Origin of the sequence: Alteriqipengyuania abyssalis (assembly GCF_019857185.1) — a bacterium.
Taxonomy (GTDB): domain Bacteria; phylum Pseudomonadota; class Alphaproteobacteria; order Sphingomonadales; family Sphingomonadaceae; genus Alteriqipengyuania; species Alteriqipengyuania abyssalis.
Genome location: NZ_JAHWXP010000002.1, coordinates 176255 through 201898, shown reverse-complemented (window position 1 = coordinate 201898; position 25644 = coordinate 176255). Strand labels below are relative to the sequence as shown.

Sequence of the window (25644 nt, the reverse complement as noted above, 5' to 3'; positions counted from 1 at the left end):
CAACCCGTCCCCCGAGCGCGATCGAGAGAACCAATGATCGAGAACCAGAAAATCAAACCCGACCAGGTTATCGGCCCGCTGGGCGAGCCGCTGACGCTGGCGGATCTGCCCAGCCCCAAGACCAAGCGCTGGGTCGTTCGCCGCAAGGCGGAGGTCGTCGCCGCAGTCAATGGCGGCCTGCTGACCATCGACGAAGTGCTGGAACGCTATGGCCTGACGCTGGAGGAGTTCGCCTCCTGGCAGCGCGCGGTCGACCGTTCGGGCATGCAGGGCCTGCGCGTCACCCGGATCCAGCACTATCGCGATCTTTACGAACGCCAGCTGAAATACTGATTTCGCCACGTTTCCGGCGGCCCGGCAGGCGACAATTCGTCGCCCGTCGGGAACCTCCTGTCCCTCGCTCCCGTTGCTGACCCGTGACCCGAACGGGGTGGAATAAAAACAGGAGCTGGGACATGTTGAGTTGGATTATCGCGATTATCATCGGCGGTGTGGCAGGCTGGATCGCCTCCATGATCATGGGCCGCGATGCCTCGATGGGCATCTTCTGGAACATCATCGTCGGCCTGATCGGCTCGCTGATCGGTAACTGGGTCGGCAACGCCTTCTTCGGCGTGGGTGGCCCGATCGGCGAATTCAGCCTGACCGGCTTCATCGTCGCCATCGTCGGTGCCGTGATCCTGCTCGCGATCGCCAATCTGGTGCAGCGCGGGCGCGTTCGCTAAGCTCGGTACGTCATAGAGACACCGGAAAAGGCGGTGCGGCCAGCGGGTCGCACCGCCTTTTTTTGCTGTGCGCTGCGCGGCCCCGAACACAGCTCTCGTTCGTCAGGCTTGCTAGGCAGTTGGTAGAGGAGCCGATTGCCGGTTGCGAATAGCGGCCCTAAGGCAAGTCCGGATCGATAAATCGCCCCCGACCTGCGTCGGAGAGGCGAAGCAACCGCCAGTGCGAACGGACCGAACATGAATTATCAGCCGACGGTCGGACACGACGAAGATGAGGGCAGGATGAGCAACCCCTACACGACCACTCCGGACAGTGAATCGAAGGGTGGGCGGACACGCATTGTCATCATCCTGGCGGTCGTCGTGGTCGCGTTGCTTATTGGCGGCTGGTTCTACCTCAGCTCGACCAACGAGGCCCCGGCCCCGGCCGATGCGGGCTCCCAGGCGGCCGACATCACGGTCATGAAGCCGGGCAGGGGCTCGATCGAGGGAACCATCACCGCGACCGGCACCATCGCCGCGCGGCGTTCGCTCCCCGTTGGCGTGGTCGGCGAAGGCGGCCGGGTCGTTTCGGTCAACGTCGAACAGGGCCAGTGGGTCAATGCCGGGCAGGTGCTCGCGTCGATCGACCGCTCCGTCCAGAACCAGCAGGCGCGTGCGCAGGCCGCGCAAATCCAGGTCGCCCGGGCGGACGCCGAGTTGGCCCAGAGCAATCTCGACCGTGCGCTCCAGCTGGTCGAGCGCGGGTTCGTCTCGCAAGCCGATGTCGACCGCCTGACCGCGACGCGCGATGCAGCCCGTGCGCGGGTTGCTGTGGCGCAGGCCCAGCTGGGCGAGCTGCGCGAGCGTAATGCGCGGCTCAACATCATCGCGCCCGCATCGGGCCTTATCCTGGAACGCAATATCGAGCCCGGGCAGACGGTGGGCGGTGGCACGCCGTCGGTCTTCGTGATTGCCCAGGGTGGCCAGATGGAACTGCGCGCTCAGGTTGGCGAGAACGAACTGCAGAAGCTGTCTGTCGGGGTCCCTGCAGAGGTTTCCCCGGTCGGATCGAACGAGAACTATACCGGCCAGATCTGGCAGATCGAGCCGACCGTCGACCCGCAGAGCCGCCAGGGCGTTGCCCGGATCGCGCTGAAGTACGCACCCGGCCTGCGGCCCGGCGGCTTTGCCACCGCAACCATCCGCAGCGGTACCACGGTTGCTCCGCTGCTGCCTGAAAGCGCGGTCCTTGCCGATGACGAGGGCAGCTACGTCTACATCGTCGGCCCGGACAACACCGTCGTTCGCCGCGCGATCGAGACCGGAATGGTTACGTCGCGCGGGGTCGCGATTACCGGCGGGCTCTCGGGTGACGAGCAGGTCGTCCTGCGCGCAGGCGGCTTCCTCAATCCCGGCGAACGGGTCAACCCGGTCGCGCAGAAGGACTGAGCACGATGAACTTCCGCAACATCTCCGCGTGGTCGATCCGCAACCCGGTCATTCCGCTGGTCTTCTTCACCGCGCTGTTGCTGGCCGGTCTGCTCAGCTTCAGCCGGATGGACGTGGTCAACAACCCGGAGATCGAATTCCCCGCGGTCAACGTCAACATTTCGCAGCCCGGCGCCGCGCCGACCGAGATCGAGAACCAGATCACCCAGCTGGTCGAATCCGCCGTGCGTTCGATCAACGGCGTGAAGACGATCAATTCGACCGCGTCGGAAGGCAGTTCCAGCACCTTCATCGAATTCGAGATCGGGACCGATCCGGATGACGCGGTGTCCGAGGTGACCAACGCGATCAATACGATCCGCGGCTCGCTGCCCGACGGGATCCTCGAACCGCGTGTTTCCAAGCAGGAAATTTCCGGCGGTTTCCTGGGGATCTACGCGGTCGAAGCCGACGACATGACGCTTGAGCAGCTCAGCTGGTTCATCGACGATGTCGTGTCGAAGCGCCTGCTCGGCGTCGAAGGGATGGCCGAGGTCAATCGCTTCGCCGGGGTGGATCGCGAGATCGAGGTGATCCTCAATCCGCAGGCCATCCAGTCCTACGGTGTCACCGCCAGCCAGCTCAACCAGGTTCTGCGGCAGAACAACTTGAACGCTGCTGGCGGCGCGGCCGAGGTCGGGGGTACGCGCCAGTCGGTCCGCGTGCTCGGCAACAGCCAGGACGCCTACGCGCTGTCGCAGCAGCAGATCCAGCTGGGCGACGGGCGCACGATCAAGCTCGCCGATGTTGCGACCGTGCGCGACGGCTATTCCGAGCAGACGTCGATCAGCAAGGTGCGCGACAAGGAAGTCGTCAACTTCGCCATGTCGCGTGCCAAGGGCGCGTCCGATGTCTCGACCTTCCACGACGCGCTTGAGGAAATCGAGAAGATCGAGGCGGAAAACCCGGGCGTGCGCTTCATCCAGCTGTTCAACACGGTGAAGTATACCGAGGAACAGTACGAAAGCTCGATGGCGATGATGATCGAGGGCGCGCTGCTCGCGGTCGTGGTGGTGTTCTTCTTCCTGCGCGACTGGCGCGCGACGTTCATTTCCGCCGTTGCCATCCCGCTCTCGGCGATCCCGACCTTCTGGTTCATGGATTTGCTCGGGTTCAACCTGAACTCGTTATCATTGCTGGCACTGGCGCTGGTGGCAGGTGTGCTGGTCGACGATGCGATCGTGGAGATCGAGAACATCGTCAGACATATGCGAATGGGTAAGGACGCGTACCAGGCGTCGATCGATGCGGCGGACGAGATCGGCCTGCCGGTGGTCGCGACCAGTTTCTGCATCGTCGCGGTGTTCCTGCCCGTGGGCCTGATGCCGGGCATTTCCGGCCAGTTCTTCAAGAACTTCGGGATCACCGTGGTGATCGCGGTGCTGATGTCGCTCGCGGTGGCGCGCATGATCACGCCGATGCTGGCGGCCTACTTCCTCAAGTCCAAGGGCCACGCGAGCCATGGCGAGGGTCCGATGATGGACCGCTACATGGGCATCCTCCACTGGTCGCTCGAACGCGGCAAGATGCTTCGCCGTCGCGAGGGAATCGAGCCGCCCAAGAAGCGTTTCGCCTACCTGCCCGCGCTGCTGGTGACGGCGCTGTTGCTGATTGCGGTGACCGCCGTGGCCTTCTTCGGTGTGAACGGCGCGCTGAGCGGGCTGGGTCTTGCCGCGAAAGTGGGTGGCGCGGTCGCCTCTTCACCCGAGTCCGTGGCGGGCACATTCTATAACCGGATCGTCGGGGTGGCGCAGATGGCGCTGGCCGCCGCGATCGCCTTCGCCGCTGGCTGGATCGTGCTCAAGCTGCTCGGCCTGCTGAGCTCGGTGTTCGGCCCGCGTGCGCGCGAAGTGTGGCGCTATCTCGAGGCGCGCTTCTACGACCATCGCGTGTGGATGCTCATGATCGGCTATTTCGCGCTGCTTCTGACCGTGCAGCTGTTCATGAGTGTGCCCGGCCAGTTCCAGCCGAACGTCGACAGCGACAACAGCCAGGTCCAGATCGAAATGGTCCCGGGGACGACGCTGGAAGATACCGAGGCGGTCGCAGACCGGGTCGCGACCCTGCTTTACGAACAGCCCGAGGTGCTGCGTGCGCTGGAGCGCGTGCGGATGGGTAGTGCGACAATCTACATCACCTTGTCGCCTGATCGTGAACGGACCTCGATCCAGTTCGAGCGGCAGCTCGCACCTCTGCTTGCCACCATTCCCGATGCCCGCGTGCGCTTCCAGTCGCAGCAGGGCGGCGGCGGCGGCAGCGGCCGTGACATCACCGTGATGCTCGCCGGATCGAATCCCGAAGTGTTGCAGGAAACCGCATCGCAGCTGGTCGAGCAGATGAAGGGGCTGAAGACCATTGTCGCCCCGCGCATCAACGCCGATCTTTCCCGGCCCGAGCTGATCATCGAGCCCCGGCCCGATCTGGCCGCCGATCTCGGCGTGTCGACGATCGCGTTGAGCCAGACGATCCGGATCGCGACTCTGGGTGAGATCGAGCAGAACGCCGCGAAGTTCTCGCTGTCGGATCGCCAGATCCCGATCCGCGTGAAACTGCCCGAAGCCTCGCGCGAGAGTCTGACCACGATCGAGAACCTGCCGGTGCCGACCCTTCGCGGGGGGACCGTTCCGCTGAGCCGGGTTGCAGATATCCGCTTCGGTTCGGGGCCGACCGCGATCCAGCGCTATAATCAGAGCCGCCGCATCCTGGTCGGTGCCGACCTCGCCGAAGGCGTGGTGACGGGCGAGGCGCGCGCGCAGATCGAGCAGTTGCCGGTGCTGCAGGATTTGCCTGCGGGTGTGACGCGTGATGCCGTGGGCGAGGAAGAAATCCAGAACGAGCTCATGACGAACTTCGCGATCGCGGTTCCGACCGGTGTGTTGCTGGTCTTCGCGGTGCTGGTGCTGCTCTACAAGCGTCTGATGAGTCCGCTGGTCAACATGACCAGCCTTGCGCTCGCCCCCCTGGGCGGCATTTTCCTGGTCTGGCTGGTCGGCCAGCCGCAGTCGATGCCCGTCTATATTGGTGTGCTGCTGTTGTTAGGCATCGTGTCGAAGAACTCGATCCTGCTGATCGACTTCGCGATCGAGGCGATGGCGCATGGTCAGGACAAGATGGATGCCATCATCGATGCAGGGCACAAGCGCGCCCAGCCCATCGTGATGACGACCTTTGCGATGACCGCCGGGATGATCCCCACCGCGCTCTCGGGCGTGCTCGGATCGGGCGACGGGGCATGGCGCGCGCCAATGGGCACCATGGTGATCGGCGGACTGGTCGTCTCCACGCTGCTGACGCTGCTCATCGTGCCGGCCGGTTTCAGCCTTGCCGACGGGTTCGAAAAGCGGGTCGGCCCCGCCTTGCGCAAGATGCTCTCGATCAACGCTCCCTCGAAGGACGGAGCCGCGCTCACCCCCGGTGTCGCGGCCCCATCCTCCGATTAAGCAAGCTGCTTTCGAGGAGCGATCAGTGGCACAAGAAAATCTGTGCGACCCATTCGCTGTAGGTGCGGGCTTCGCGGGTGCAGATATCCGGCACGTCTTGCTGCGCCATCGCGAGAGTCGGCGCGGTCGCAGCGCCGAGTACGAGAGCGCAAGCCAGGCTTTTCTTGATGATTCTCGACATCCGGTGTTTCCTTATACCAGCACGGAGATAGGTTCGTCTCCGCGTCGATGTATAAGCGAATGAGAGACAACCGGCCGATTGTAGGATCGTCTTTGGACCAAACCCGGCAGATCCGCCGCACCGCCACCGGCCTGCTTCTCGCCATGGCGGGCGTGTTCGTGGTTGCGGAGATCAACCTCGATATACATCCGTTCTGGGGCTACCTGCACGCCTTTGCCGAGGCGGCAATGGTCGGGGGGCTGGCCGACTGGTTCGCGGTAACCGCGCTGTTCCGCCATCCGCTGGGCGTGCCGATCCCCCACACCGCGATCATCCCGCGCAAGAAGGACCGGATTGCGGACACCATGGCGCAGTTCCTGCGCGCCAACTTCCTCACCCCCTCGGTGGTCGCGCGGCGGATGCGGCGGATGAACGTGGCGGCGAACGCGGGCGAGTTCCTGGTCAACCGCGAAGGGGGCGAACGTTCGCGCTTCATGGGCGGCGGGGCGGAGCTGGCGGCAGAAGTTCTCGAATCGCTCGACCCCGAACGGCTGGGCCTGCGGGTACGCGCGGGGCTCGCCAGCCAGCTTTCCCGAATTGAGCTCGCCCCGCTGCTCGGCAACCTGCTTGAAAACCTGATCGCCGATGGCCGTCATCGCCCGCTGCTCGACGGGCTGATCCGCTGGGCTGGCCTGACGCTGGAGGACAACGAGGAGGCGGTGCGCGAAATCATCCGCAGCCGCGCCAATTCGGTGCTACGCTGGACCGGGCTCGACAGCCGTATCTCCAGCTCGGTGCTCGACGGGGTGTACCGCCTGCTGGCCGAAGTGCTGGTCGATCCCGACCACCCCATGCGCGGCAAGATCGACGCGGCTCTGATCAAACTCGCGACACAGCTCAAGACGGATCCGGAGATGCAGGCCAAGGTCGAGGCGGTGAAGATGGACCTGCTCGAAAACCCCGCGCTGGCGGACTGGTGGATGGGCGTGTGGGAGCGGATGCGCCGGTCGCTGATCGCCCGCGCGCGCGATCCGAACAGCGGACTGGGCAACGACCTGCGCGAGGCGCTGCGCGAGCTGGGCAAGGCCCTGCAGGACGATCCGCGCCTCCAGCGGCAGATCAACCGCTTCGCCCGGCGGACAGCGGTGGGAATGACTTCACGCTACGGTGCGCAGATCGTCGCGCTGGTCTCCGAAACCGTGAAGCGGTGGGACGCGGGCACCGTGACCGACCGGATCGAGGGCGCGGTGGGCCGCGACCTCCAGTTCATCCGCATCAACGGCACGCTGGTGGGCGGGCTGGTCGGCGTGACGCTGCACGCGATCACGCAGGCGTTCTGAACCGCAGCGTCGCCGGGGCGCGCAAAAAAAGCCCCGCCACGAGGGCGGGGCTCTCCTGTAATCTTAAAGGCGTTTAGCCCTCAGAGCTTCTCGGTCAGCTCCGGCACCGCCTTGAAGAGGTCCGCGACCAAGCCGATGTCCGCGACCTGGAAGATCGGGGCGTCCTCGTCCTTGTTGATCGCGATGATGGTCTTGGAATCCTTCATCCCGGCAAGGTGCTGGATCGCGCCCGAAATGCCGATCGCGAAATAGGCTTCGGGGGCGACGATCTTGCCCGTCTGGCCGACCTGGTAGTCGTTGGGCACATAGCCCGCGTCGACCGCCGCACGGCTCGCGCCGATCGCGGCGCCCAGCTTGTCGGCCAGCGGCGTGATGTATTCCTCGAACGTCTCCGCGTCCTTCAGCGCGCGGCCACCCGACACGACCACGCTCGCGCTGGTCAGTTCGGGGCGCTCGCTCTTGGCGAGTTCGCGGCTGACGAATTCGGAGGTGCCCGCATTGCCGGTGGTCTCGACTGTCTCGACAGTGCCGCTGCCGCCTTCGGCCTCGGCCTTGTCGAACGCGGTGCCGCGCACGGTCAGGACCAGCTTGTCTTCGGTGCTTTCGACCGTGGCGATGGCGTTGCCGGCGTAGATCGGGCGGGTGAAAGTCTTGTCGCCTTCGACGCTCATCACTTCGGAAATCTGCATCACATCGAGCAGTGCGGCGACGCGCGGCGCGATGTTCTTGCCGGTGGTGGTGGCAGGCGCGACAAAGGCGTCGTGATCGGCCATCAGCTTGGCGGCGAGCGGCGCGATGTTTTCCGCCAGCATGTCCTTGTAGGCGGCGTCGTCCGCAAGGTGGACCTTGCCTACGCCCGCGATCTTCGCGGCGGCATCGGCCACGCCCGCGCAGTCTGCGCCTGCAACCAGCAGGTGCACTTCGCCGAGCTTGGACGCGGCGGTTACCGCAGCCAGCGTCGCGTCCTTCACTTCTGTGTTGTCGTGTTCGACCAGAACCAGAGTTTTCATGTTCTTACCTCAATATCTCTAAGCGGGCGCACGCCCTCAATCAGGCCCCAATCAGGCGATCCCGAGCGCCTTGATCTTGGCGACCAGCGCATCGACATCCTCGACCTTCTCGCCCGCCTGGCGAACCGGCGGCTCGGAGACCTTGAGCGTCTTGAGGCGCGGCGCGGTGTCGACGCCGAAATCGGCCGGGCTCTTGGTGTCGAGCGGCTTCTTCTTGGCCTTCATGATGTTCGGCAGCGAGGCGTAGCGCGGCTCGTTCAGGCGAAGGTCGGTGGTGACGATCGCGGGGAGCGTCAGCTTGACCGTTTCGAGGCCGCCATCGATCTCGCGCTTAACGGTGATCGAATCGCCTTCGAGCGTGATCGTGTTGGCGAAAGTGCCCTGCGGGCGGTCGAGCAGCGCGGCGAGCATCTGGCCCGTCTGGTTGCTGTCGTCCGAAATCGACTGCTTGCCCAGCAGCACGAGGCCGGGCTGTTCTTCCTCGACGATCGCCTTGAGGATCTTGGCAACCGCGAGCGGCTCCAGATCTTCATCGCTTTCGACCAAAATCGCGCGGTCGGCACCCATGGCGAGTGCGGTGCGCAGCGTTTCCTGCGCCTTTGCCGGGCCGACCGAGACCGCGACGATCTCTTCGGCGTTGCCCGCTTCCTTGATCCGGATCGCTTCTTCGACCGCGATCTCGTCGAACGGGTTCATGCTCATCTTGACGTTGGCGAGGTCGACCCCGGAGCCGTCCGCCTTGACGCGGGGCTTCACGTTGTAATCGATCACCCGCTTGACGGGCACGAGTATTTTCATCGGTTGTCCTTTCGCGTGGATGGCACGGCGAGGGCTCGCCGGGCCGCGGAATGCTATATCTGTTCCAATGGCTGCGGGCGGTGTTGCGTTCCGGAAACAGCGCCGTCAAGGGCGCGTTCGGTGCGCCGCGAGAGCGTAGCGTCAGGTATGCCGCCCCTGCGCCTCCCCCGCCGATGGCCAAGCGCCTGCGAATCATCTGACAACACGACGGAACCGTCGCACCGCAGGGGGTTTGGACTATCATGGCGGATACCCCCAAGACCGTGTGCGGCATTCTCGATCGCCTGACCGATATCGGCGATCGCAACGACCGGGCGACGATTGGCGACATCGTCGAATCCTTCGGCAGCCGGTCCTATGGCCCGGTTCTGCTGGTGCCCGCGCTGATCGGCATCTCGCCTGTTGGCGGGATTCCCGGCGTGCCGACCTTCCTCGCCATCACGCTGCTGCTGATCGCGGTCCAGCTGGTGTTCGGCAAGCAGCATCTGTGGCTGCCCGGCTTCCTCAAGAACCGCTCGGTCGAAGGCGAAAAGCTCGCCAACGCGTCGGAGGATATGGAGAAGGTCGGCGCGTGGCTGGACAAGATCTTCCACGGGCGGCTGGAGATCTTCACCGGGCCGACCGCGGCGCGCATCGCCGCAGCGGTGATCGCGCTGCTGTGCCTGGCCGTGCCCCCGCTCGAACTGCTGCCCTTTGCAGTCGTCCTGCCGATGGCGGTGATCGCGGCATTCGGCATCGCGCTGACCGTGCGCGACGGGCTGCTGATGCTGATCGCCTTTCTGGGCAGCGGCGCAGCGTTCTACGTCGTTGTCACCAAGGTGCTGATGGGCGGAGGCGGCGGCGCGGCTAGCGGCGGGATGTTCTAGGACCGCACACAGCGATGGAGCGCAATGACAAACGGGGCGCGAAAGTCTCCTTTCGCGCCCCGCTTTGCTGATTGGCCCATCGGTTGATGGGGCCGGGCTTACTTGGCCTTGTTGACTTCGGCCACGATCTTCTTGGCGGCATCGCCCAGATCGTCTGCGGGCACGATTGCGAGGCCCGAATTGGCGAGGATTTCCTTGCCCTTTTCGACGTTCGTGCCTTCGAGGCGAACCACCAGCGGAACCTGGATGTTCACTTCCTTGGCCGCCGCGACGATGCCGTCGGCGATCACGTCGCACTTCATGATCCCGCCGAAGATGTTGACCAGGATGCCTTCGACAGCCGGGTCCTTCAGGATCAGCTTGAACGCCGCGGTCACCTTCTCCTTGTTGGCGCCGCCGCCGACGTCGAGGAAGTTGGCCGGGAACGCGCCGTTGAGCTTGATGATGTCCATCGTCGCCATGGCGAGACCGGCGCCGTTGACCATGCAGCCGATATTGCCGTCGAGCTTGATGTAGGCGAGGTCGTATTCGCTCGCTTCCACCTCGGCTTCGTCTTCCTCGGTGACGTCGCGCAGCTTCTCGACTTCCTTCTGGCGATACATCGCGTTCGAATCGAAGCTCATCTTGGTGTCGAGCACCAGCAGGTTGCCGTCTTCGGTTTCGACCAGCGGATTGATCTCCAGCATCGCGCAGTCATAGGCGAGGAAGGCTTCGTAAAGCTGCTTGGAGAGCTTCTGCGCCTGCTTGTTGAGGTCGCCTTCCAGCTTGAGCGCGAAGGCCACCGCGCGGCCGTGGTGCGGCATGAAGCCCTGCGCCGGGTCGATGGTGATGGTGGTGATCCGCTCGGGCGTTTCGTGCGCGACGGTTTCGATGTCCATCCCGCCTTCGGTCGAGGCAACGATGGCGACTTCGCCGCTTGCCCGGTCGACCAGCAGCGCGAGGTAGTATTCCTTGGCGATATCCACCCCGTCGGTGACGTAGAGGCGGTTCACTTCCTTGCCCGCATCGCCGGTCTGCACGGTGACCAGCGTGTTGCCGAGCATTTCGCGCGCGGCCTCTTCGACCTCTTCGATCGACTTGGCGAGGCGCACGCCGCCCTTGGCGTCGGGGCCCAGTTCCTTGAACTTGCCTTTGCCGCGACCACCGGCATGGATCTGCGCCTTCACGACATAAAGCGGGCCGGGCAGCTGCTTGGCACCCGCGACGGCTTCTTCGACGTTCATTGCAGGGATGCCCTTGGGGATGGCGATTCCGTGCTCGGCAAGCAGTTCCTTGGCCTGATACTCGTGAATGTTCATGGGGCGGTGCGTCCTTCGTGGCTGACAGCGTGATATAGGTATTCGTGGGGCGCCTAAGCATGGATGCGCCCGCTTGAAAAGGGCGAGAACCGGACGCACATGCCAAGTGCCAGTTATGATCGACTATCCCCGCCTTGAAGCCATCCTGCGCGAAGCGGGACGAATCGCCATGAATCGCTGGCCCGGAGCCGGAAACAGCGTGGAGGTGTGGGACAAGGGCACCAATGATCCGGTGTGCGAAGCCGATCTTGAGGTCGACACATTCCTCAAACGCGAACTGGGCGCGCTGCTGCCCAGCGCGGGCTGGCTATCCGAAGAAAGCGCCGAGAATGCGGAGCGGCTGGACGACCGGCTGGTGTGGGTGGTCGACCCGATCGACGGCACCCGCGATTTCATCCGCGGGCGCACCGGCTGGGCGGTATCGGTCGCGCTGGTATCCTCGGGCAGATCGCTGATCGCGGCGCTCGAAGCGCCCGCGCGCGAGGAAAGCTGGCGGGCCACGGCAGGACGCGGTGCGACCCTGAACGGAGAGACGCTGGCGACGTCGCGGTGCGAGCAGCTGGAGGGGGCACGTGTTCCCGCCAATGATCTGGCCAAAGACGATCGCGGTTTCACCAAGGTCGAGCAGCCCAATGGCATCGCCCTGCGCGCCGCAATGGTCGCTGCGGGGCAGGCGGACCTGCTGGCCACGATGCGCTGGGGCTATGAGTGGGATATTGCCGCTGCGACCCTGATTGCGCGCGAGGCGGGCGCTTCGGTGAGCGATATTTTCGGCCAGCCGCTGGGATACAACAAGCGCGATCCGCGCAGTTTCGGGCTGCTGGTATGCGCGCCCACGCTGCGCGAACCGGCGATCGAGCATTTCGGCCCGAGGGCGCGCGAACTGCTCGCCCAGAGCAAGGCGCGATAGCGCGGGCGACAGAAAAGGGCCGACGCATCGCTGCGTCGGCCCTCCTGATATTCGATGCCGTAGCGGCAGAAATCAGCGGCGTGCGGCGGCCACTTCTTCCTGGCTGATCGGGACGATCTTGATTTCGACCCGGCGGTTGAGCGGCTCGTTCACGTTGTCGCCGGTGCGAACGCGCAGGTACTGCGGGTCTTCACCATAGCCGCGGGTCGCGATGCGGGCGCGCGAGACACCCTGCGAGACCAGGTAATTGGCGACCGCCTGGGCGCGCTGTTCGGACAGCTGCTGGTTATAGCTCGGGCTGCCGGTGGTGTCGGTGAAGCCGTACACGTCGATCAGCGAGTTGGGGTAGCGGATCATGCTCTGCGCCACGGTGTCGAGCGTGCGCTGGAAGCTCGGATTGATGTTGGCCGAGTTGGTCGCGAAGGTTACGCCGTCGGGCAGGCGCACCAGGATTGCGTCCTGATCGCCGATCTCCTCGACATCGACGCCGCTGCCGGCGGTCTGCTCGTCAAGCTCGCGAATCTGGTCGTCGAACTGGTCGCCGATCACCGCCCCGGCGGAACCGCCGATGCCGGCGCCGATAATGCGGGCCGCGCCGCCGCCGATGATGTCGCCCAGCAGGTAGCCCAGCGTACCGCCGACTGCCGCGCCGATCGCGGTGCGCGAAACCTTCTGCTCACCGGTGTTGGGGTCGGTAACGCAGGCCGAAGTGCTCACCAGCGCCGCAATGGCCACCGAAGAGAGAATAAGACGGGGGGTTTTCATGAACTTGGTATCCCTTTGTGGTTTTTTATGCGCGCCCCCTCGGGCGCAAGTGGGGGGCTTTGCGTCCCACCCACGCTAGCCGGTTCGACAACGCCGCCCGCTCGCCCGTTGTTCCCGGCGGCCTGCACAAGCTGGTTCACGGCTGGCGCGGCGCAAGATTTGTGCTAGCGCGGCAGACACCGTGACACCTTTCCCCTGGACAGACCTGATCATCATTGCCGGATTGATCGTGCTCAACGGCGTCTTCGCGATGTCGGAGCTGGCGATCGTTTCGGCCAAGCACACCCGCCTGCAGGCCAAAGCGGAGGGCGGCAGCGTAGCCGCGGCAACCGCGCTGGAGCTGGCGGGCGATCCGGGCAAGTTCCTCTCCACCGTGCAGATCGGGATCACCTTGGTCGGGATCATTGCCGGCGCTTACTCGGGCGCGAGCCTGGGCGGCCCGGTGGGCGAACGAATCGGCGATCCGCTGGGGCTGTCGGCCGACCGCGCGGAGCAGGTCGGCTTCATCCTGGTGATCGTGCTGACCACTTATGCCAGCCTGGTGGTCGGCGAACTGGTGCCCAAGCAGCTCGCCCTGCGCTCTGCCGACCGGATCGCGATGGTCATGGCGCGGCCGATGAAATGGCTCGCTACGATCGCCGCTCCGGTGGTGTGGGTGCTCGATTTCTCCTCCGCCACCATCGTCCGCCTGTTCGGTGTGCGTCCGGGTGGGCAGAACAGCGTCACCGCCGAAGAACTGCAGATGCTGTTTGCCGAGGCGACCCGCAGCGGGGTGCTGGAGGCTGACCAGAGCGCCATTCTGAAAGGCGTGGTCAGGCTCGCGGATCGCCCTGTGCGCGAAGTGATGACCCCGCGCACCGAGCTCGACTGGATCGATGCCGATGCCGACCGGGCCGAGATCGAGGCGACGATCGGCGATACACCGCACTCGCTGCTGCCGGTGGCGGAAGGCTCTGCCGACAAGGTCGTCGGCGTGGTGAAGGTGCGCGAAGTGCTTGCCGCGATGCTGACGGGGCAGCCGTTCCAACTGACCGACCTGGCCAAGCGCGTGGAGGTGGTGCCGGACCAGCTCGACGCGATGGACGCGCTGCGCGTGCTTCAGCAGGCGGATGTCGCGATGGCGATGGTGCACGACGAGTACGGGCATCTCGACGGGATCGTTACCCCGATCGACCTGCTGACCGCGATCGTCGGCCAGTTCGAAAGCGACAAGGATCAGGGCGAAATACCCGAAGTGATCGAGCGCGCGGATGGATCGCTGCTGATCTCCGGCAGCCTCGATGCGGAATCGCTCGGCGACCGGCTGGCGCTGGATTACGGCGAAGACCGCGAGTTCGCGACCGCCGCGGGCTTCGCGCTTTCGGTGCTCAAGCATCTGCCCGAAGAGGGCGAGGTGTTCACCCATCAGGGCTGGCGATTCGAGATCGTCGATATGGACGGGCGCAAGATCGACAAGCTGCTGGTGCAGCAGAACGATTCGCCCGGTTCGGCTGCCACGGCCGATCTTGCCCAGTGACGGGCGGGGATGACGGAACGGGCCCGCTTACGGGGCATTCGACCATCATGAGTACATCCCGCGATATCTGGTTGATCACGAACGAAGGCAGCGGATCGGTCCGCGAAGAGCTGCTCGCCGACCTGCACGAGGCGTGCGAGCGGTCGAGCCTGTGCATTGCGCAGCGCACGACCTTCCCCTCCGAAGAGATTCCCTCGCCGGCTGAACTCGACAAGCGGGGTATCGACACCGTTGTCGCTCTGGGCGGTGACGGCACGATCAATGCGGTGGTTGCGGCGCTGGCCGGATGGAGCGGGGCGGTCCTGCCGCTGCCGGGTGGCACGCAGAACCTTCTGCCCAAGCGGGTGCATGGCGAGGCCGGGGTCCACGAGGTGATCGAGGCGTTCGCCCGCGGGAACGCGCGCCGGGTCCGACCGCAGATCATCCGCTCTTCGAAAGGCATCGCGCTGGCCGGGTTGCTGGTCGGCCCCGGGACCAGCTGGAACGAGGTGCGCGAGGCACTGCGCGCGGCCGATGCCGGCGCCATGCTGACGGCGGCGGGTGCCGCGATCCAGAACACTGCCGGCCAGCCGCCCGTGCGGATCCGGCAGCCCGATGCGGGCGCGCCCGAAGGCTACCCGATTGTGGAGCTGATGCCGCATGCCGGGGGGATCGAGATCGCCGCCTATCATGCGCGGACCGGGGCGGATTTCGTCGCCCAGACCTGGGCGCTGTTGCGGCAGGAATTCCGCGAGGGTCCGCACGACACCCTCGGCCCGTTTCAGGAAACCACGCTCGCCAGCACGGGCGCCCAGCCGCTCGACCTGCTGCTGGACGGGGAACCTGCCCATGGCGACGCGACGGAGACATTCATGCTAGACAAAAGCCCCGTCGATCTGATCGCCACACTGGCGCAAGAGGACTGACCTGATGGCCGACACGCTGCTGTTCCACGTCAGCGACATTCACTTCGGGCTTGAAAACAACGAGGCGCTCGACTGGTTCGCTGCCGAGGTCGACCGGCTTCGGCCCAATGCGGTGGCAATCACCGGCGACCTGACAATGCGCGCTCGCCACCACGAATTTCGTGCGGCGGAAGAGTGGATCGGGACCCTGCAGGCCCCCGCCACGCTCGATGTCGGCAATCACGACATGCCCTATTTCAACCTGATCGAGCGGTTTGTGACGCCTTACAAGCGGTTCGGGCGGCTGACCGATATCGTCGAGCGGGAGATCGACCTCCCGGGGATCGCGCTGGTGCCGCTGAAGACCGCTGTGCGCGCGCAGCCCCGCTTCAACTGGTCCAAGGGCTGGGTCACGGGCCGCGCGCTGGAGGATTGCCTCGCGCGGATCGACGCACTGCCCGCTGGCACCCGCGCGCTGGTGACCGTGCATCATCCTTTGCGTGAAGTCGGTACGCAAGGCACCGCGATGACCCGTGGCGGATCGAACGCGCTGGCCGAACTGGCTCAGCGCAACGTGCTCGGCGTGCTGTCCGGCCATGTCCACGACGCGTTCGAGATCATGGAGGACACGCCCCACGGCCCGGTCCGCATGATCGGAGCGGGCACGCTATCGCAGCGCCTGCGCTCCACTCCGCCGAGCTTCAATGAACTGCGCTGGGATGGCGAGACGCTCCAGGTGCATATCCGCAATCTCGAGAACATCGAGGACGAGGCGATGAAGATCGACGATGTCCCCGAAGACGCGCATCCGCCGCGCGAAGAAGGCGAACCGGTCGCGCCCGTCGGCGCGGTGCCGCGCACCGATCCGCCGGTGAGCTGATCCGCGCACGCGGAAAAGCAGTTTCCCAAACAAAAAGGGCGGCGCCTTGCGGCACCGCCCCTCCTGGTGATCCGTTGTTCTTGTAGCTTAGCGCTTCGAGAACTGGAAGCTGCGGCGTGCCTTGGCCCGGCCGTACTTCTTACGCTCGACCACGCGGCTGTCGCGGGTCAGGAAGCCTGCCGCCTTGACCGTGCCGCGCAGTGCTGGCTCGTACTTGGACAGTGCCTGCGCGATGCCGTGCTTCACCGCACCGGCCTGGCCCGACAGGCCGCCGCCGCGAACGGTGGCGATCACGTCGTACTGGCCTTCACGATCGGTGATCGCGAACGGCTGGTTGATGACGAGGCGCAGAGTCGGACGTGCGAAATAGGTTTCCTGCTCCTTGCCGTTGATCGTGATCGTGCCCTTGCCCGGCTTGATCCAGACGCGGGCGACCGCGTCCTTGCGGCGACCGGTGGCGTAGGCGCGGCCATGCTGGTCCAGCTCCTGCTCGCGCAGCGGCGCGGTGCTCTGGGCGACCACTGCGGCGTCGGCAGCAGGCGCATCACCCGCGATGTTCGCGAGATCGGCGAGATCGCGGACGCTCTCGGCCTTTTCGGAGCCCTGCGATTCGTTCTGGTTCTTGTCGTCGGCCATTATGCGAGAGCCTTGTTCTTGCGGTTCATCGAAGCAACGTCGAGCACCTCGGGCTTCTGCCCGTCATGCGGATGCTCGGTGCCGGCATACAGGTGCAGCGCCTTCATCTGCTGGCGACCAAGCGGCCCGCGCGGGATCATCCGCTCGACAGCCTTTTCCACCACGCGCTCGGGGAACTTGCCCTCGAGGATCTTGGCGGGCGTGGTTTCCTTGATGCCGCCGGCATAGCCGGTGTGCTTGTAATACTTCTTGTTGCCCATCTTGCGGCCGGTGAACTTCACCTTGTCCGCATTGAGGATGATCACGTGATCACCGCAATCGACGTGCGGGGTGTAGCTCGGCTTGTGCTTGCCGCGCAGGATGTTCGCAACGATCGAGGCGAGGCGGCCCACAACGAGGCCTTCCGCGTCGATCACGTACCAGTTCTTTTCGACCTCGGCCGGTTTGATCGACCGGGTCATCTTGCTGAGCGCCTTCATGGCTATCGTGTCCCTCGAGAATTAGGGGGGTCTCGCCGGAGGATGAAACGCGCGTTTCGCCGATTCGCCCAGCCGGTCGTGGAGCGCGCTAATGCGTCCGAAGGCCTCCCAAGTCAAGCAATCTCGGGGGTTAGAGAAGAGGTATTATGATACCGTGTGGTAAAGCCGCCAGGTTTCGCCGGCGCTGCGCGAACTCTCGCCAACCGTCGTAATCGTCTCCCGCACGAAGGTTTCGAGCAGCCCGGATGCCGGATCTGCCTCCGCCATTTCGCGCAGTTCCACCCGGCCCTGCCCGCCGTCCGCCAGGGCGACCTCGCGGGTCGCCGTCCTGTCCCGGGGGGCAGGGAAGAGGAGGTCGGGTGGCAGGTGCGAAAGCCAGCCGATCTGCCGCTGCGAGAGGTGGGCGACGAATTCCCGCACGTTCAGATCGACAGCGGGTGCGGACGCATGGCCCGCGACATAGTCAGCCGCAGCCTCGATCACCGTGATAGGGAGCGGGTCGAGCCTGCTGTCGCCCGGCTGGTCCACGATCGTCCCGCTGGCTGAGAGCCGCAGAGGCAGTAGGGTGGCGGTGCGCTGCTCCTCCAGCCGGGCGAGGGCGGCGAGCGCTGGCGGGGCCTCGACCACGCTCGTCACCTGCTCCCCGGTCACTTCAGTACCGCCGCCAGCCGCCGCCTCGAACCGGATCAGCCAGCCGCGATTGACGATGATCGCCTTGCCGTCGAACAGGTCGCGCCTGAGCACGCGCTCCAGCCGGAATTCGCCCTGAGGAAGGGCGCGCGCGGCGAGCAGCGAAGCGGGGTGTAGGGCAAGCGGAGCAAACCCGACCAGACCAAGCCCCGTCAGAAAGCCGCGCCGCTCCATCGCGTCTAATCGCCCAGCGCCGCCAGCCAGGCCGCCGTGGCCTTGCCAACACTATCCGCGCGCCAGCCGAGGATTGCGGGCGCTTCGTATTGGTGCAGCGTTTCCAGACGCGCGACGGCGTCGTCCAGCCGCTCGGCATTGGTCTTGAACAGGATGGCGATCTCCTCGCCCGCGCCGCGCTCACCATCCCATTCGAACAGCGATTCGATCCGGCCGATCACGTTGGCACAGGCAATCAGACGTTCGTCCAGCAGTTGCGAGGCGACCGCGCGGGCGTCCTCTCGAGTGGCGAAGACGGTGTAGATCAGCGCGCTCACGCGGCGAGCCCGTCCATCCTGCTGGTGCGCTGGCCCAGTGCGTGGGCCGAGGCGGCAGTGGCGGCGACCAGCAGGGCACCGGTCACCTGATGGGCGACCGCGACCCAGATCGACACGCCCGTGACGACCGTGACGATCCCCAGCAGAACCTGCGCGCAGACGATCACGAGCAGCGCCTTGCCCGCGATCCCCTCGCGCCGTGAGGCTTGCAGGCCGAGCCAGACGAGCGCCGCGAAGGCGATCCACGCGAACCAGCGATGGAGGAAATGCAGCAGGAAGGGATCATGCGTGAAGGCCCAGAACGCGCCCTGCGCCCAGTTCGCCTCGGGCAGGAAACGGCCCTGCATCAGGGGCCAGGTGTTCGACGCCAGCCCCGCATTCAGCCCCGCGACCCACGCGCCCAGCACGATCTGGATAAACAGAACCACGCCCGCCAGCGCGGCGAACGGTCGCAGCCGCGCCGGCCGTGCGCGTGGATCGCGCTTGAGCGTGCGCAGGTCGAGAGCGGTCCATACCAGACCCGCCAGGGTAATCAGCGCAGTGCCGAGGTGGATCGAAAGCCAGAAATGGCTCACGTCGGTCATCTCGCCGCCGAGGCCGGAGCGGACCATCAGCCAGCCGAACACGCCCTGCAGGCCGCCCAGCGCGAGCAGCGCGACCAGCCGAGGCTTGTAACCACGCGGGATCCATCCGCGCACCCAGGCGAAGATCAGCGGCAGCGCAAACACCATTCCGATCAGTCGCCCGAGCAGGCGGTGGAACCATTCCCAGAAGAAAATCCCTTTGAAGTCGGACAGCGTCATGCCCGCAGGCCCCGCCTCAAGCCGATATTCCGGGGTTGCCTGATACCTCGCGAACTCCGCCTGCCATGCCTGTTCGCTGAGCGGGGGCAGCACGCCTGTAACCGGGTCCCACTGGGTGATCGAAAGGCCGGACTCGGTCAGTCGGGTAATGCCGCCAACCGCCACGATCGTGACCACCAGAACCGCAACGACGATCAGCCACCAGGCCAGCCAGCCGGGACGGGCGGTGTCGATCATGCGCGGAGTGTCGGGGCGGCGGGATAACAGGCTTGCCATGGCGCCTGAATGCGTGCCCGCGCGCCCAGTTGCAAGCACGCAAACCTGCGTCAGGGCTGAATTTTCGCCCCGGTTATCTTGCAAAATAAAACAACGTCACATACTTGGCTGGCAATGGACATCCGCAGTCTCTCGAATCGTGTCCGTCTCGATGCGATGGGTATCGCCCTGTCCGCGCTGTGCGCGGTGCACTGCGTGCTGACCATCGTGGTGATTTCCTCGCTGGGCCTTGCGGGTGGCTGGCTGCTCGCGCCCGAACTTCACTGGTGGGGCCTCGCCGCCGCGACGATCATCGCCGGAGTCGCGATCGGTATCGGCGCGGTGCGGCACAAGCGGCGCATGCCCTTCGTGATCGCGATGACCGGGCTCACCTTCATGGGCGGTGCGCTGGCCGCGCCGCATGGGGTGGAAGAAGCCGCGCTGACGATCATCGGCGTAGCGCTGGTTTCGCTTGGCCACGTGCTCAACCTGCGCAGTTCAAGCGACCACAGGCACGGCATTGTCTTGCGCGAACGGCGCTGAGGCCCCAAGTCGCCCGGCCATGAGCGACACCAGATCCATCCAGCTGAACGGCGAGAGCCGCACCACCACCGCCCCGACCATTGCCGCGCTCGTGCGCGAACTCGGCCTCGCGCCGGAAAAGGTCGCGGTCGAGCATAATGGCGAGATCGCACCGCGATCGCAGCTGGCCGAGATTGCGCTGACCGACGGCGATTCGCTGGAGATCGTGCATTTCGTGGGCGGCGGCGACCATGTGGCGGACGACGATGACACGTGGAGTGTCGCCGGGCGCACCTTCCGCTCCCGCCTGATCGTGGGCACCGGCAAGTACAAGGATTTCGCGCAGAACGCCGCTGCGCTGGAGGCGAGCGGGGCGGAGATCGTCACCGTCGCGGTGCGCCGCGTGAACGTGTCCGACCCCAATCAGCCGATGCTGACCGATTTCATCGACCCGAAGAAGGTCACATACCTGCCCAACACCGCGGGCTGCTTCACTGCCGACGAGGCGGTGCGCACGCTGCGTCTCGCGCGCGAGGCGGGCGGCTGGGATCTGGTCAAGCTGGAGGTGCTGGGCGAGGCGAAGACGCTGTACCCCGACATGCGCGAAACCCTGCGCGCGACCGAGACGCTGGCCAAGGAAGGCTTCCATCCGATGGTCTATTGCGCGGACGATCCGATCGCCGCCAAGCAGCTGGAGGAAGCGGGCGCGGTTGCGATCATGCCGCTGGGCGCACCGATCGGCAGTGGCCTCGGCATCCAGAACCGCGTGACCATCCGCCTGATCGTCGAAGGCGCGAGCGTGCCGGTGCTGGTCGACGCCGGTGTCGGCACCGCGTCGGATGCGGCGGTGGGCATGGAGCTGGGCTGCGACGGCATCCTGATGAACACCGCGATCGCAGAGGCGAAAGACCCGATTCGCATGGCGCGGGCGATGAAACTCGCGGTGCAGGCCGGGCGCGACGCCTATCTCTCCGGACGCATGGCGACGCGCAAATATGCAGACCCCTCAAGCCCGCTCGCAGGGCTTATCTGACGCCGCTGAGGAAAGACCGGATATCAAGCTTAGCGGTTTGTTTACCAAGATCGCGGAAACATGCCTCTCATCGGACAAACGGGCCGCCTCGACTCGGCGGCCACGGAGGGGCACGATGGCGACGAAGAACAACACCACCAGCCTGAGCATCGCCGAGATGCGCGAATTCGCCGGGTTCAGCCCGTGCGAACAGCGCTTCATCCGGCGCAATCTCGATATCGGGCTGGGCCGGTGCGATGCCTTCAAGCTGTGGGCCCGCAATGCGAGCGAGAATGTCGACATTCGTCGCCAGTACGTCGCCTATCAGGATCTCAAGGTGCTGCGCCACACGATGCCCGGCGCGGATGCGGGCGAATCGGTCTCCCCCTTCATGGGGCAGCTCTCCCGGCTTGCCGCCTTCGATCTGGCGCAGGAACGGCTCGACGGTTTCTCGCCCTTCCGCTTCCTCTACGAACGCCTGCTGGGGCCTGAGGTGCGCCCGTGGCTGCCGAGCGCGTTTTGCGCCGGCGCCGCCATGCCGCACCTGCGCCCGGCACGCCGCAAGCTGCTGCTGCAAAGCCTCAGCGAAGCTGCCGCGACCGCGCCTGCATGGTCTTCGCGCCCGCCGACCTTCTTCCCCGAATATGTCGATCTGGCAGACGAGGCCGCCTGAGCCGGACCACTCTTCGCGAGCGGCCCAGCACTGACGGCCTCATTAGCAACCTGGATCAGAACGCGACCTGCGCGCCTGCCAGAATCACATTCGTATCCGCATCTTGGTTCGACCAGGTGCTGCCATCGGGGAAATTGCCCCCCGACAGGAAGTTGAGCGGGACGTAACCGTTCACGCGGATGAACTCGCCGAACAGGTTCACGTTCGGTGCGGGGAACCACGAACCGCCCAGCACGATCTGGTTCTGCCGCCGCCACGGGGAGCCTTCCTCACCCGAAATGAACTTCGAGAATTCGGCCGACAGCGCGAATTCGCGACGTTGCATGGTCAGGCTCTCGGCCCCGAAGCCGAAGCGGCCGCCAACGGTGAAAGCCTCGGGCTTCACTGCGTCATATACGCTCAGCGGGTTGGTCGGATCGGGCACGGCGGTGCCCGCCCATTCCTTGGTCGTCTTCGCATATTCGCCCATCAGCGTCAGCGGACCATAGGTCAGCTTGCCATAGGCGGCGATGCCGGGGTTGTTGTCCTGACACGGGTTGAAGTGCGTGACCGGATAGTCCTGGCAATAGGCGGTCCCGCGCTGGTAGCTGGCACCGGCCATCAGCGCATTGCCCTCTCCGCCCAGGTCGATCGTGTAGCGCGCATCGACCGCGAAGTTGTTGGCGCGCGAAGGTACGCTGGTGCCCAGCACCGGCACGTTTGCCGACCGGAACTGCGCGCCGCCCTGGATGATCATCCCGCGCACATGCAGCCCGCCCGAGACGAAGCCGACCTGCCCGCCATAGGCCAGCCCTGCGAAAGCGTGCCAGTTGGTCGAATTGGTGAACGGGTTGACCGTGTCGTTGAGCCCGAAGGGCGTGTCCATCTTGCCGACCAGGGCATAGACCGGCAGCTGGTCCAGATTGCCGAACATCACCCAGCCGCGGCGCAGCTGGATCTGGTTGCGCGCCAGCGCGGTGATCGTCCCCTGACCGAAGCTCTGCTCCGGATCGTACAGCAGTTCCGCATAACCGGTGACGTTGGGCAGCAGCCGCGCGGTCAGCGCGAGGTTGGCCGAATGCAGCACCACTTCGGAAACATTGTCGCCCAGCTGGTTGGCGCTGGTCGGGTGGCGCATGAGGTAGCCGAACTTGGAGTCGACCGTCGCCCACTGGTAATTGGCGATCGCGGTGATCCCGCCCGACAGCGTCACCCGGTCGGTCAGCTCGCCCGATTGCAGCGCGGCGAGCTGGACCAGCGGCTTGGTGTTCACGTTCTCCGCATGGTCGAGCATCTGGTACGCATAGGCCGCGTTGGTGCCGACGAAGTTCTCCGACCCCGCCACCTGCATCTCGCGCGGGTCGTCGGCTTCGGTGACCACATCGACCGGGCCGGTAGAGCCTGCCGTCGTCGCGACGCGCGCCGTGCCGGGTATCTCGGCTTGCGCAGCCGCCGCAGGCACCTGCGCCTCGGACGCCGCGACGACGACATCGCCTTGCGCGGTTTTCACGCTGCGCATGTCTTCAAGCTGCGCGCGCAGTTGCTCGTTTTCGCTTTGCAGCGCATCGAGCCGGTCTTCGAGCGCTTCGAGACGCTCGAGCACGGCAGAGTCCTGCGCAAGTGCCGGTGTGGCCAGCGTGAAGAGCGAAATACCCCCCAGAAGGATTGCGCATCGGCGCGCACGCCCGCGTGTTGCGGTTGGGCAACTATTTGTGTTCATTATATATCCCTATGTCCAAGCGGCGGCGCCATTCAGATTGCAAATAGCGACCCCAATATCGATGCAATCCCTAAATACCGCCGGTTTGCGCGTTATCTCGCGCCTCTTTTCCTGCCAAGACTGCTATCGCGGGCTGGCCGAAAAAAGTTGCTATCGGGCAACACCGATCGCCGCGGCGGAAGGCTGGCAAGCGTTCGTCCGAGTACGGGTGAATTTCAATGTTGGGAGGGGTTTACCGCCCGGCGGTGGCAGCGGATCGGCCTGGCGCTCTTCCACCATCAGGTGGAAAACCGCTGTCTGGCCGACATCGAGCACTTCATACCACGCGGTGCCGTCGCTGGTATAGTCCGAGCCAGTCGTCCGAACCCCGTCTCATCGGTAATTCGCATCGTCACACCCCGCCTCCAGCGCGCTAAGCAACACGCGAGGCGGACACAGCAAGCTCACGCAAACCGCTATGAGCGCGGGATGCACCGCGAGACTGGCGAGACGGGAAGGCGCACGCGCATCAGCTGCGATAGAGGGCGTTCAGCCGATCGCCGTAGCGTTCCCTGATCTTGTGCCGCCGGATCTTCATGCTCGGCGTCATTTCCTCATTCTCGATCGAGAACGGCTCGTCGGCGAAGGCGAACCCGCGCACCTTTTCAACCACCGACAATTCGGCATTGACCCGGTCGATCGCCTTGCGGATTTCCGCGCGAAACTCGGGCAGCTCGAGCACCTTCTTGCAGTCGAGCGACTTGTTCTGCGAATTGCACCAGTCGAGCGCCCACTCGGTATCGGGGACGATCAGCCCGACCACGTAGGGCCGCCGGTCGCCGACCACCATCGCCTGCCCGATCTCGGGCTGGAGGGTCAGCATCCCCTCCAGCTTCTGCGGCGCGACATTGTCGCCCTTGTCGTTGACGATCATATCCTTCTTGCGGTCGGTGATGACGATCCGGCCCTTGTCGTCGATGTGGCCGATATCGCCGGTGTGCAGCCAGCCGTCCTTCAACGCGCGATCGGTTTCGCCCTGGTTCTGCCAGTAGCCATGCATCACCAGTTCGCCGCGGCACAGGATCTCGCCATCCTCCGCAATCCTGACCTCGACGCCCTTCATCGGCGGGCCGACGGTGTCCATCGACACTCCTGCGGATGGGCGGTTGCAGCTGATGACCGGCCCTGCCTCGGTCTGACCATAGCCCTGCATCATCGGCAGGCCGAGCGCCTGGAAAAAGATCCCGACATCGGGGGTGAGCGGCGCGCCGCCCGAAACCATCGCCTTGATCCGGCCGCCGAATTTCTGGCGGATCTTGGGCCTCAAAAGCTTGCCGACCAGCGCATCCATCGGCTTGTCGCGCAGGCGCTTCTTGCCCTTGGCGGCGGCCCGCTCCTCGATCTCCAGCGCGCGGTCCAGCAGGTAGCTCGCCGCGCCGCCCTGCTTGGCGATCTGCTTCATGATCCGCGTGCGCAGCACCTCGAACAGGCGCGGCACCACGACCATCACGGTCGGGCTGGTTTCCTCGATATTGCTGGCGAGCTTCTCCAGCCCTTCAGCATAGAAGATCTGCGCGCCGACCCCGATCGGCAGGAATTGCCCGCCGGTATGTTCGTAGGCGTGGCTCAGCGGGAGGAAGGAGAGGAAACGCTCCTCGTCCGACAGGTCGAAATCGTCGATCAGGATATCTGCAGCGCCCGCGACATTGCACAGGATCGCGCCGTGGTGCTGAAGCACGCCGCGCGGAGCGCCGCCGGTGCCGCTGGTGTAGATGATGCAGGCGGTGTCCTTGCGCCCGATCTTGGCGATCCGCGCATCGACCGCGGCGCGCGCCGCCTTCGCATCGCCCTCCAGCATCCGCTCCCACCCATGGCAGGCTAGGTTGCCGCCCTGGTATCCGCGCACGCTTTCGATCGGGATGATGTGTTCGGCAATGCCGGTCGCGAAGATCGCCGGGATCAGCGGGCCGGAAAGCTTCTCGTTGGAGACGATCACCGCCCGCGCGCCCGAATTGTCGAGGATGTGGACGTGGTCGCGCTCGGTATTGGTGGTGTAGGCGGGCACCGTGATGCAGCCCGCCGCCATGATCGCGAGGTCGGAAATGCACCATTCGGGCCGGTTCTCGCTGACCAGCATGACCCGGTCGCCGTCTTTGAGGCCGAGGCCTCGCAGGTTCTCCGCCAGCAGGCACACCTGATCGGCGGCCTCGCGCCAGCTGATGGTCTGCCACTCGCCCGCGACCTTGCGCCCGAGGAAGGGCTTGTCGCCGCCCGCGTCGGCGCGTTTCAGGAACAATGAGACGAGGTTGCTCGCCCGTTCGATCTCTTCAAGCTGCGTCAAAG

At 65.3% G+C, this 25644-nt stretch carries 25 protein-coding genes; 13 read left to right on the top strand and 12 right to left on the bottom strand.

Going from position 1 to position 25644, the window contains the following annotated elements; translation table 11 throughout:
- Positions 1-33 precede the first annotated feature (33 nt).
- The 4 genes from sciP to KYN89_RS06075 all read left to right on the top strand — a co-directional run bounded on the left by sciP (position 34) and on the right by KYN89_RS06075 (position 5635).
- Complete coding sequence (sciP, locus tag KYN89_RS06090) at positions 34-333, top strand: CtrA inhibitor SciP (protein ID WP_010235586.1); 300 nt, start codon at positions 34-36, stop codon at positions 331-333.
- Between the two features lie 122 nt (positions 334-455).
- Positions 456-725, top strand: coding sequence for a GlsB/YeaQ/YmgE family stress response membrane protein (locus KYN89_RS06085; protein ID WP_010235583.1), 270 nt, complete (start codon positions 456-458; stop codon positions 723-725).
- Between the two features lie 237 nt (positions 726-962).
- A complete protein-coding gene (locus tag KYN89_RS06080; RefSeq protein WP_222824277.1) occupies positions 963-2156 on the top strand; it encodes an efflux RND transporter periplasmic adaptor subunit in 1194 nt (397 codons plus the stop codon).
- A 5-nt stretch (positions 2157-2161) separates the two neighbouring features.
- The gene (locus KYN89_RS06075; RefSeq protein WP_222824276.1) at positions 2162-5635 is read left to right on the top strand and encodes an efflux RND transporter permease subunit; all 3474 of its coding nucleotides are present in this window, start codon (positions 2162-2164) and stop codon (positions 5633-5635) included.
- Positions 5636-5657: 22 nt separating this feature from the next.
- Here the strand turns inward: KYN89_RS06075 and KYN89_RS06070 are convergent, their stop codons facing one another.
- On the bottom strand, positions 5658-5816 hold the full coding sequence (locus KYN89_RS06070) for a hypothetical protein (RefSeq protein WP_222824275.1): 159 nt from the start codon (positions 5814-5816) through the stop codon (positions 5658-5660).
- 59 nt (positions 5817-5875) lie between these two features.
- Between KYN89_RS06070 and KYN89_RS06065 the strand changes: the two genes are divergently transcribed.
- On the top strand, positions 5876-7135 hold the full coding sequence (locus tag KYN89_RS06065; protein ID WP_222824274.1) for a DUF445 domain-containing protein: 1260 nt from the start codon (positions 5876-5878) through the stop codon (positions 7133-7135).
- 80 nt (positions 7136-7215) lie between these two features.
- On the opposite strand, the gene KYN89_RS06060 is transcribed toward KYN89_RS06065, so the two are convergent.
- Together KYN89_RS06060 and KYN89_RS06055 are read right to left on the bottom strand one after the other, a co-directional pair.
- Positions 7216-8145, bottom strand: a complete 930-nt coding sequence (locus KYN89_RS06060) for an electron transfer flavoprotein subunit alpha/FixB family protein (protein WP_222824273.1) — start codon at positions 8143-8145, stop codon at positions 7216-7218.
- A 51-nt stretch (positions 8146-8196) separates the two neighbouring features.
- The gene (locus KYN89_RS06055; RefSeq protein ID WP_222824272.1) at positions 8197-8943 is read right to left on the bottom strand and encodes an electron transfer flavoprotein subunit beta/FixA family protein; all 747 of its coding nucleotides are present in this window, start codon (positions 8941-8943) and stop codon (positions 8197-8199) included.
- A 242-nt stretch (positions 8944-9185) separates the two neighbouring features.
- Between KYN89_RS06055 and KYN89_RS06050 the strand changes: the two genes are divergently transcribed.
- Entirely contained in the window at positions 9186-9809 is a 624-nt protein-coding gene (locus KYN89_RS06050; protein WP_222824271.1) for an exopolysaccharide biosynthesis protein, read from the top strand.
- A gap of 98 nt (positions 9810-9907) precedes the next feature.
- Here KYN89_RS06050 and sucC read toward each other — a convergent pair whose 3' ends face one another.
- Positions 9908-11107: an ADP-forming succinate--CoA ligase subunit beta gene (gene sucC / locus KYN89_RS06045; protein ID WP_010235565.1), complete on the bottom strand. Its 1200-nt coding sequence runs from the start codon at positions 11105-11107 to the stop codon at positions 9908-9910.
- A 115-nt stretch (positions 11108-11222) separates the two neighbouring features.
- On the opposite strand from sucC, the gene KYN89_RS06040 reads away from it, so the two are divergent.
- Positions 11223-12017 (top strand): 3'(2'),5'-bisphosphate nucleotidase CysQ, encoded by a 795-nt coding sequence (locus KYN89_RS06040; RefSeq protein ID WP_222824270.1) that lies wholly within the window; start codon positions 11223-11225, stop codon positions 12015-12017.
- 72 nt (positions 12018-12089) lie between these two features.
- Here the strand turns inward: KYN89_RS06040 and KYN89_RS06035 are convergent, their stop codons facing one another.
- Entirely contained in the window at positions 12090-12782 is a 693-nt protein-coding gene (locus tag KYN89_RS06035) for a YiaD family glycine zipper/OmpA-like lipoprotein (protein ID WP_054525475.1), read from the bottom strand.
- Between the two features lie 181 nt (positions 12783-12963).
- Here KYN89_RS06035 and KYN89_RS06030 point away from each other — a divergent pair, with 181 nt between their 5' ends.
- Genes KYN89_RS06030 through KYN89_RS06020 form a run of 3 tightly spaced genes read left to right on the top strand, consistent with a single transcriptional unit; the run spans position 12964 to position 16062 of the window.
- Positions 12964-14298 (top strand): hemolysin family protein, encoded by a 1335-nt coding sequence (locus KYN89_RS06030; protein ID WP_222824269.1) that lies wholly within the window; start codon positions 12964-12966, stop codon positions 14296-14298.
- A gap of 47 nt (positions 14299-14345) precedes the next feature.
- Positions 14346-15203, top strand: a complete 858-nt coding sequence (locus KYN89_RS06025; protein WP_222824268.1) for a diacylglycerol/lipid kinase family protein — start codon at positions 14346-14348, stop codon at positions 15201-15203.
- Positions 15204-15207: 4 nt separating this feature from the next.
- Positions 15208-16062, top strand: a complete 855-nt coding sequence (locus tag KYN89_RS06020) for a metallophosphoesterase family protein (protein WP_222824267.1) — start codon at positions 15208-15210, stop codon at positions 16060-16062.
- 87 nt (positions 16063-16149) lie between these two features.
- On the opposite strand, the gene rpsI is transcribed toward KYN89_RS06020, so the two are convergent.
- From rpsI to KYN89_RS05995, 5 genes are all read right to left on the bottom strand, one after another.
- A complete protein-coding gene (gene rpsI / locus KYN89_RS06015) occupies positions 16150-16698 on the bottom strand; it encodes a 30S ribosomal protein S9 (protein WP_248285048.1) in 549 nt (182 codons plus the stop codon).
- Positions 16698-17177 (bottom strand): 50S ribosomal protein L13, encoded by a 480-nt coding sequence (rplM, locus tag KYN89_RS06010; RefSeq protein WP_010235548.1) that lies wholly within the window; start codon positions 17175-17177, stop codon positions 16698-16700. Before rplM ends, rpsI begins: the two co-directional genes overlap by 1 nt.
- Before the next feature lie 144 nt (positions 17178-17321).
- The gene (locus KYN89_RS06005) at positions 17322-18041 is read right to left on the bottom strand and encodes a hypothetical protein (RefSeq protein WP_222824266.1); all 720 of its coding nucleotides are present in this window, start codon (positions 18039-18041) and stop codon (positions 17322-17324) included.
- 5 nt (positions 18042-18046) lie between these two features.
- Positions 18047-18358 carry a divalent-cation tolerance protein CutA gene (gene cutA, locus KYN89_RS06000; RefSeq protein ID WP_222824265.1) on the bottom strand — a complete coding sequence of 104 codons (312 nt, stop codon included), beginning with the start codon at positions 18356-18358 and terminating at the stop codon, positions 18047-18049.
- Positions 18355-19437 (bottom strand): COX15/CtaA family protein, encoded by a 1083-nt coding sequence (locus KYN89_RS05995; RefSeq protein ID WP_429699538.1) that lies wholly within the window; start codon positions 19435-19437, stop codon positions 18355-18357. Before KYN89_RS05995 ends, cutA begins: the two co-directional genes overlap by 4 nt.
- A 114-nt stretch (positions 19438-19551) precedes the next feature.
- On the opposite strand from KYN89_RS05995, the gene KYN89_RS05990 reads away from it, so the two are divergent.
- The 3 genes from KYN89_RS05990 to KYN89_RS05980 all read left to right on the top strand — a co-directional run bounded on the left by KYN89_RS05990 (position 19552) and on the right by KYN89_RS05980 (position 21623).
- Entirely contained in the window at positions 19552-19959 is a 408-nt protein-coding gene (locus KYN89_RS05990) for a MerC domain-containing protein (RefSeq protein WP_054527801.1), read from the top strand.
- A gap of 19 nt (positions 19960-19978) precedes the next feature.
- Positions 19979-20971, top strand: a complete 993-nt coding sequence (thiS, locus tag KYN89_RS05985; RefSeq protein WP_222824264.1) for a sulfur carrier protein ThiS — start codon at positions 19979-19981, stop codon at positions 20969-20971.
- Between the two features lie 115 nt (positions 20972-21086).
- A complete protein-coding gene (locus KYN89_RS05980) occupies positions 21087-21623 on the top strand; it encodes a hypothetical protein (RefSeq protein WP_222824263.1) in 537 nt (178 codons plus the stop codon).
- Positions 21624-21678: 55 nt separating this feature from the next.
- On the opposite strand, the gene KYN89_RS05975 is transcribed toward KYN89_RS05980, so the two are convergent.
- Positions 21679-23205, bottom strand: a complete 1527-nt coding sequence (locus KYN89_RS05975) for a hypothetical protein (RefSeq protein ID WP_346727202.1) — start codon at positions 23203-23205, stop codon at positions 21679-21681.
- A 625-nt stretch (positions 23206-23830) separates the two neighbouring features.
- Positions 23831-25642: an AMP-dependent synthetase/ligase gene (locus tag KYN89_RS05970; RefSeq protein WP_222824262.1), complete on the bottom strand. Its 1812-nt coding sequence runs from the start codon at positions 25640-25642 to the stop codon at positions 23831-23833.
- Positions 25643-25644 lie beyond the last annotated feature (2 nt).

Coding starts and splice junctions, on each gene's coding strand:
- sciP (WP_010235586.1), top strand. CDS start 34: ATGATCGAGAACCAGAAAATCAAACCCGACCAGGTTATCGGCCCGCTG.
- KYN89_RS06085 (WP_010235583.1), top strand. CDS start 456: ATGTTGAGTTGGATTATCGCGATTATCATCGGCGGTGTGGCAGGCTGG.
- KYN89_RS06080 (WP_222824277.1), top strand. CDS start 963: ATGAATTATCAGCCGACGGTCGGACACGACGAAGATGAGGGCAGGATG.
- KYN89_RS06075 (WP_222824276.1), top strand. CDS start 2,162: ATGAACTTCCGCAACATCTCCGCGTGGTCGATCCGCAACCCGGTCATT.
- KYN89_RS06070 (WP_222824275.1), bottom strand. CDS start 5,816: ATGTCGAGAATCATCAAGAAAAGCCTGGCTTGCGCTCTCGTACTCGGC.
- KYN89_RS06065 (WP_222824274.1), top strand. CDS start 5,876: ATGAGAGACAACCGGCCGATTGTAGGATCGTCTTTGGACCAAACCCGG.
- KYN89_RS06060 (WP_222824273.1), bottom strand. CDS start 8,145: ATGAAAACTCTGGTTCTGGTCGAACACGACAACACAGAAGTGAAGGAC.
- KYN89_RS06055 (WP_222824272.1), bottom strand. CDS start 8,943: ATGAAAATACTCGTGCCCGTCAAGCGGGTGATCGATTACAACGTGAAG.
- KYN89_RS06050 (WP_222824271.1), top strand. CDS start 9,186: ATGGCGGATACCCCCAAGACCGTGTGCGGCATTCTCGATCGCCTGACC.
- sucC (WP_010235565.1), bottom strand. CDS start 11,107: ATGAACATTCACGAGTATCAGGCCAAGGAACTGCTTGCCGAGCACGGA.
- KYN89_RS06040 (WP_222824270.1), top strand. CDS start 11,223: ATGATCGACTATCCCCGCCTTGAAGCCATCCTGCGCGAAGCGGGACGA.
- KYN89_RS06035 (WP_054525475.1), bottom strand. CDS start 12,782: ATGAAAACCCCCCGTCTTATTCTCTCTTCGGTGGCCATTGCGGCGCTG.
- KYN89_RS06025 (WP_222824268.1), top strand. CDS start 14,346: ATGAGTACATCCCGCGATATCTGGTTGATCACGAACGAAGGCAGCGGA.
- KYN89_RS06020 (WP_222824267.1), top strand. CDS start 15,208: ATGGCCGACACGCTGCTGTTCCACGTCAGCGACATTCACTTCGGGCTT.
- rpsI (WP_248285048.1), bottom strand. CDS start 16,698: ATGGCCGACGACAAGAACCAGAACGAATCGCAGGGCTCCGAAAAGGCC.
- rplM (WP_010235548.1), bottom strand. CDS start 17,177: ATGAAGGCGCTCAGCAAGATGACCCGGTCGATCAAACCGGCCGAGGTC.
- KYN89_RS06005 (WP_222824266.1), bottom strand. CDS start 18,041: ATGGAGCGGCGCGGCTTTCTGACGGGGCTTGGTCTGGTCGGGTTTGCT.
- KYN89_RS05995 (WP_429699538.1), bottom strand. CDS start 19,437: ATGGCAAGCCTGTTATCCCGCCGCCCCGACACTCCGCGCATGATCGAC.
- KYN89_RS05990 (WP_054527801.1), top strand. CDS start 19,552: ATGGACATCCGCAGTCTCTCGAATCGTGTCCGTCTCGATGCGATGGGT.
- thiS (WP_222824264.1), top strand. CDS start 19,979: ATGAGCGACACCAGATCCATCCAGCTGAACGGCGAGAGCCGCACCACC.
- KYN89_RS05980 (WP_222824263.1), top strand. CDS start 21,087: ATGGCGACGAAGAACAACACCACCAGCCTGAGCATCGCCGAGATGCGC.